Here is a 6,071-nt window from a genome sequence, read left to right on the forward strand (position 1 = left end):
ACCCTCATAGATTTGGTATTTGTTCCTCAGCCGCATGACAGAAAACTGTATGATGTAATCGGTAAAGACGGTAGTACCGTATTTTCAGAAGGCTACTGCCCTTTGCCAAACAAAGATCATGGAGCATATCTATGGGGAACGGCATCGCCGTTTTATGACAGCCATGGAAATATTGTCGGAGCTATTGAATGCACAAGAGATATTTCCCAACGCAAACAAGCCGACAAGGATCTCCGTATAGCAAAAGAACGTTTCCGAAAGGCTTTTGATGCCAGTCCGGCTATTATGGCGGTCAGCGAGGTGGCGGATGGGCGTTACCTCTATGTCAATGACCAGTTTATACAAGCTTTAGGCTTTTCCCGGGATGAATTAATTGGCATTTCGGCCTTAGAACTAAACATTTGGAGCAATCCCCAAGAACGGTTGCAGATGATTGCAATCCTAATTCAACACGGTTCGGTCAGAAATCATCTTGCCCACATTCGGGTCAAAAACGGGAACATAAGAATAGGACTCTTATCTGTTGAAAAAATCGAATTTGACGGTAAACAACGCCTGTTGGTCGCTATGAATGATATCACAGAACTAAAAGAGACGGAGGAGCTGCTGCGCCGTTCGGAAGAGAGATTTGCCAAGGCATTTTACTCTGCCTCATATGCAATGACGATTACGGACTATACGACCGGATGTCACATTATCGTCAACGACTCTTTCTTGAAGCTCACCGGATTCGAGCGTAAAGAGGTTATTGGATACTCCGACGTAGAACTAAAATTTTGGCTGAATTTTGATACTCGCGAGCAAATATTAAGGATGCTGCACAAACACGGAATAGTACAAAATTATGATGTCCTATTCAAGACAAAAAGTGGTGCGGTACGCAATGCCCATTTCTCTGCTGTGCTGATCGAGCTAGATGGTGACCAGCGTTTGCTGATAACAATTGATGATATTACCGAGCAGAAGCAAATGCAGCAAGAAGTTTCCCGGCTGGAACGATTAAATCTGATCGGTCAAATGGCCGCTGGAATCGGGCACGAAATCAGGAATCCAATGACGTCAGTACGGGGATTCCTACAGATCCTGGGCAGTAAAAGCGAACTAGTTGCCTACCAAAGCTGGTTTGACTTAATGATTGGCGAACTGGATCGGGCTAATTCTATTATTACGGAGTATTTGTCCCTGGCGAAGAACAAGCCAGTTGAATTTAGTCGGCTTTGCTTAAACAATATCTTAGAGACTATCTCACCTTTAATCAACGCCGATGCATTGAACGGGGATAAAAATGTAGAGTGGCATTTGCAAAAAGTCCCCAAAATTTCGTTAGACTCCGAAGAAATCAAGCAATTGGTACTTAATCTGGTCCGCAATGGATTGGAAGCCATGACGGCTGGGGGTACCCTCACCATCACAACATATATTGATGGGCCTGATACCATCTTAGCGGTGCAAGATCACGGCGAAGGCATTACAATGGAGGTGCTGGAGAAACTAGGCACCCCATTTGTTAGCACGAAAGAAACGGGGACTGGTTTAGGATTGCCTTGCTGCTATGCCATAGCGGCAAGGCACCAAGCCACAATCGATGTAGAGACTGGACCGAATGGAACTACTTTTAGGGTTCGTTTCAAAACCGAAGGGACATAAAACAATACTCTAGGAGGAAAAGGCCTTCGAAGATTATCTTCGAAGGCCTTTTCCTCCTAGAACAAGAAGAAGACACAGAAAGCTATAGGAATGCTGCCATAGGTCACACCTGTTTATCGACTTTGCGAGAAGTACAATTCCCTACTAGCAGAGCAAGGCAAGCTATTTAATAAGCTATACCAATTCGAGAATTTATATAGTCCGCACTTAAAACCTGTGTATAAACAAAATCAGCTACATCTGGAATAGATATAGCTATTCCGTCTTGAGGTAAAAAGTCACGTTCTATTCGATAATATCCTGTAAAATTACCGCTCGATAAATAAGGTGGACAAATGATAGTCCACTGAAGATCTGAGTCTCTCAGTAATCTAAACACTTCATGGTGTTCTTCAGCGGCCCATATTGATTTACGCTTGGACTCTTTCGATTGATAGCGCAATAAACTGGGATCCATTTGGCTTTGTAAGATACCTGCTGTTCCAACGGTAATGATCCGTTTGATCGCCTGCTTGTTCATGGCCTCAAGAATGAGTTGCATACTATCAGATAGCGTCGTCGTTCCATCCGTGCTAAGAGCACTTATCACGACCTCAATTCCCGATAAAGCTTTAGCTATGTCATCTTTATTTAAGACGTTGCCACTGATTATCGTTAAGCGTTGATCATCCATAATTTTTTTAGGTTGACGGACCAACACCGTGACATCATGATCACCCTGCAATACATTATTAAGAACATAACCACCCACTCTACCTGTAGCGCCAAGAATTAAAATTTTTATGAGGATACCTCCTTGAATTTCAAATGTACTTCTGCTCCGCTAATACATTCTCTTCATACTAGCATTCTCTATGTAAGCCACTAAAAACCTTATAAGGGCCTCATCAGTCATAAATTTCTTCCATTAACGAGAACTCCCAAACAACATTTTTACCTATCTTCGAGTATTTCAGCCATTATAAGCACAAAATAATAGCAACTAATTGTCCGGCGGCATGTTATTCATTTATGTATATTTTTCTGCCGTAGTAGGTTAGGTACACAGGAACTTTCCTGATGGTTGTAAAATTAATTCTCTTAGAAAGAGGTGGACTGAGTGGAAAAGGCATCCGACTTACAACAGCACCTTAGTAAGATATCTCTAGATTATGGTGCATTAGTTGTCGGCTACACAAAAATAAGACAAGTTGAGCCCGTAATGGTGATTGGCTTTCCATTCTCAAATAAATGGATCTTAAATCATCCGTTTTACATAACTAAACGATTCGGAGAAGAGGTATGGCATAGTTGGAAATTACTTCGCAATATAGCACACGTTCTACATAAAGAAGGATATTTAACAGATATTAAGACCCCTCTTTCTGTTTTTGGGGATTTCCGCCCCTTGGCGGTTTCAGCGGGTCTAGGAAACTGGGGGAAAAACGGACTGGTGGTTAACCCTCAATATGGGTCAAAACTTATTTTTGCGTCGATCTTTACTAATGCTCCCTTAGAAACGGATGTTTACCAGTCTGCATCAGATGATGTCAATCATGCATGTGCTAACTGCCGGCAATGTATAAATGCTTGCCCAGCAATGGCATTTGAGGGAAACAAATTTCATAAGGTACGGTGTTTCCCTAAAGCTATTCGAGGTTGCTCAGAATGTGTACAAGTTTGCAAAGGGCAAAATAAGTTGCCCCAGGTTGCCAAATAATTTGAACTATGTATTAAACACACTGATAGTAAAAGTACCTACTCATCAAGCACCCAAAAACTTCCTACGACTTAGCGGCCAAAATGTTGTCTTCAAACAGGCAGTTTAAGTTGAACCGAAGTGAACGATAAGTAGTATGTAAAAAAGAAGGTGATTTATTGGCTGTCCGATAAATTATTCCTGTTTTTGAACAAACCTATCAATTAGCTGTCTGGCTATACTACCGATTCCAGGAATCTTTGGGAGTTGTTCAACAGTGAACCACCCCGCATCCAAGATTTCTTTTTTATCTATAGTTATGTCCCCACTAGCATACTCAGCAGTAAAACCCACCATTAAAGAATCTGGGAAGGGCCAAGGTTGGCTGCCAAAATATCTAATGTTTTTAACTTTAAGGCCAACTTCTTCTTCCACTTCCCTTTGCACGCAGTCTTCAAATGTTTCCCCTAGCTCCACAAAACCTGCCAAGACACTATAGAAGCCACCTTGGAAACAGCTCCCCTTCGCTAACAAAATCTCACGTCCCCTGGTTATAGCCACTATAATTGCTGGGGAAATCCGTGGATAATTGACAAAACTACAAGAAGGACAGATCTTAGCCCTTTCATCCATCTTATTTTCTGTCCGGACCCCACACTGACTACAATATTGATGAGTACGATCCCAATGTAAAATTTGATAAGCTTTACCTGCTAAGAAAAATAAATCTTCGGGGATCTGACCGAGTAACCGCCTTAGGTCGTAAAACGACATCCCTTCCGTTGCAACCGTATCTGAACTAAGTTCAGCAACGTAAAAAGAACGCCCGTCCAGTTGATCAAGATATTGACTTCCGACCAGCTTCTTTCTTAACCTAAACAAATCAATCTCTTGTAATGTCAATTGCACTTTATTATTTAGAAGAAGAATTTCATTCCCTTTAAACAACAACCAATATGATGTTTCCTCATCTACTTTGCAACTTAGTCCTGGTTCAAAATACACTGCCATCCTCTTTTCTACCTAGAAGATACTCTCCTATTACAATATCTTCCCAATGATCCGCATTCATATATTATAGCAATAAAATGGCAAGAAAAAAATAAAGTATCACGGTTGTTTCATTTGACATAGAAATATAAAAACCAGAGCGTCAAAAAAACGTTCTGGCAATTTAAATTAAATTATCATTGTTGAAGTCCTTCTTCGAGATAATTATTTCCGTCAGTGTAAACAGGTTGAACTGTATTTCTTTTCAACTCTTTTATTTGTTCACTTGTTTTCTCTGTCGGTTTTAAATAATCATTTTGAGGTGGGGAGTCAAACAGTGAATCGTGACCTAATTTAGCTGCCGAAAAGGTAGCAAGTAAACCGAAAACTATGTTACTAAAAACATAGGACAGATTACTTGCCGCATCTCTAGGTTTCATCTTATTCCAGGGGGCAAGATTTGGGATAGCCGTGGCTATTGCTCCGAAGACAATTCCCGATGTAATCCCTTTAGAAAAAAGTTTATCGCGTCCGTTTTGCGACATACGCTTGATGATGTAATTAGCCCCAAGAATGCTTACAGCGGAGTTCATTATTACACCAAGGGCCTGACCTCTTAAATTTTTCGCTTCACTCTTAGATACGAAGACCCCTGCAGCAGCTTGTCTATATGATCTTTTAGATATTTTTGATTTTTGAGAGATTTCATCTGTAAGTATCAATCCAGCAAGTCCAATCATTCCTGAAACAATTGAAAGGGTGTCTCTATCTTTTATTTTTTTCATGTTATGTTATTACCTCCTCTTATGAGTCAAACATTCCTTTGAGTTACATCTCAATAATTTGTTTAACTATGTTTATTATCCTTTTAGATCTATTAATAGAATTCACTTATGTTGAAGGAAATATTACAGGAATTAATTGGTTGATTATCTTTCACTACCATTTGCTTCACCTCTAATATTAAATATTATGAAGCCTTCTCGTTTTGTGAGAAGGCTTCATAATATAGTAATTTAATTTCAAGTTATAGCCATGGGCACTAGTACAACCTGACCACAGTTTGAGCTGTAGTGGCAAAGACCAGAACAAAACCGAAATATCACTTCGCGAGCCTGCCAGATTTTAACCTCCGTCAAAGTGGCATGAAAAATTCATAGTTACTAACTAATTTTTTGGATCAAGATAGAGGCATCTGCGTTACTTTCAGTCCCACCTGCTAGAGTCTGTAGGGTGACTGCCGCCGCACTAGTATGGTTTCTCAAGGTTAACACATCACCGGCGTTAGCTGTAATAATTACCATACCTGGGTTTGGTTGAGTGCCGGCCCCGGAACCGTAGATAGCACCAGCAACGGCAACACCATTTTGGAAGAGAGTAAACTGGTTTGATTCATTACATGCAGTGTTGAACCATATAGAATAAGTGCCAGCAGTACCAAGAATAATCGGAGCTGTTCCCACTGCATGGGTAATGCTGCCTACAATTACTCCGTTATTACTGAATAATATATCCGTTTGAAGCGGTACGACTTGAAGGCCCAAATTGTAAATATAGGCAAATTCCGCTAATCCTGCCCCTGTGGCTCCTGCTGCTCCTGTCGCTCCTGTCGCTCCTGCTGCTCCTGCTGCTCCTGCTGCTCCTGTTGCTCCTGTTGCTCCTGTTGCTCCTGTTGCTCCTGTTGCTCCTGCTGCTCCTGTTGCCCCTGTGGCCCCTGCTGCTCCTGTTGCTCCTGTCGCTCCTGCTGCTCCTGCTG

The 6,071-nt window shown here is 41.3% G+C and carries 5 protein-coding genes and 1 pseudogene; 2 read left to right on the top strand and 4 right to left on the bottom strand.

All coding sequences use genetic code 11. The annotated features are described in order from the left end of the window. Nucleotides 1–1,647 (top strand): PAS domain-containing sensor histidine kinase (locus DOT_RS01405; protein WP_009613118.1); only part of this gene is annotated, 1,647 nt, incomplete at its 5' end. Between the two features lie 166 nt (nt 1,648–1,813). Here the strand turns inward: DOT_RS01405 and DOT_RS01410 are convergent. After that, nucleotides 1,814–2,449, bottom strand: a complete 636-nt coding sequence (locus tag DOT_RS01410) for an SDR family oxidoreductase (protein ID WP_348982133.1) — start codon at nt 2,447–2,449, stop codon at nt 1,814–1,816. 297 nt (nt 2,450–2,746) lie between these two features. Between DOT_RS01410 and DOT_RS01415 the strand changes: the two genes are divergently transcribed. Then, the gene (locus DOT_RS01415; protein ID WP_009613122.1) at nt 2,747–3,346 is read left to right on the top strand and encodes a 4Fe-4S ferredoxin; all 600 of its coding nucleotides are present in this window, start codon (nt 2,747–2,749) and stop codon (nt 3,344–3,346) included. Nucleotides 3,347–3,520: 174 nt separating this feature from the next. On the opposite strand, the gene nudC is transcribed toward DOT_RS01415, so the two are convergent. From nudC to DOT_RS01430, 3 genes and pseudogenes are all read right to left on the bottom strand, one after another. After that, nucleotides 3,521–4,336 carry an NAD(+) diphosphatase gene (gene nudC, locus DOT_RS01420; protein WP_040410909.1) on the bottom strand — a complete coding sequence of 272 codons (816 nt, stop codon included), beginning with the start codon at nt 4,334–4,336 and terminating at the stop codon, nt 3,521–3,523. Between the two features lie 176 nt (nt 4,337–4,512). Beyond that, the gene (locus DOT_RS01425) at nt 4,513–5,100 is read right to left on the bottom strand and encodes a hypothetical protein (RefSeq protein ID WP_009613126.1); all 588 of its coding nucleotides are present in this window, start codon (nt 5,098–5,100) and stop codon (nt 4,513–4,515) included. 378 nt (nt 5,101–5,478) lie between these two features. Beyond that, nucleotides 5,479–6,071, bottom strand: a pseudogene (locus tag DOT_RS01430) (collagen-like protein); the annotation flags it as partial.

This window comes from Desulfosporosinus sp. OT, assembly GCF_000224515.1.
Lineage (GTDB): Bacteria > Bacillota > Desulfitobacteriia > Desulfitobacteriales > Desulfitobacteriaceae > Desulfosporosinus.

Bases quoted from the DNA above. Each gene is read 5' to 3' on its own strand.
- nudC (WP_040410909.1), bottom strand. From the start codon at position 4,336: ATGGCAGTGTATTTTGAACCAGGACTAAGTTGCAAAGTAGATGAGGAA.
- DOT_RS01425 (WP_009613126.1), bottom strand. From the start codon at position 5,100: ATGAAAAAAATAAAAGATAGAGACACCCTTTCAATTGTTTCAGGAATG.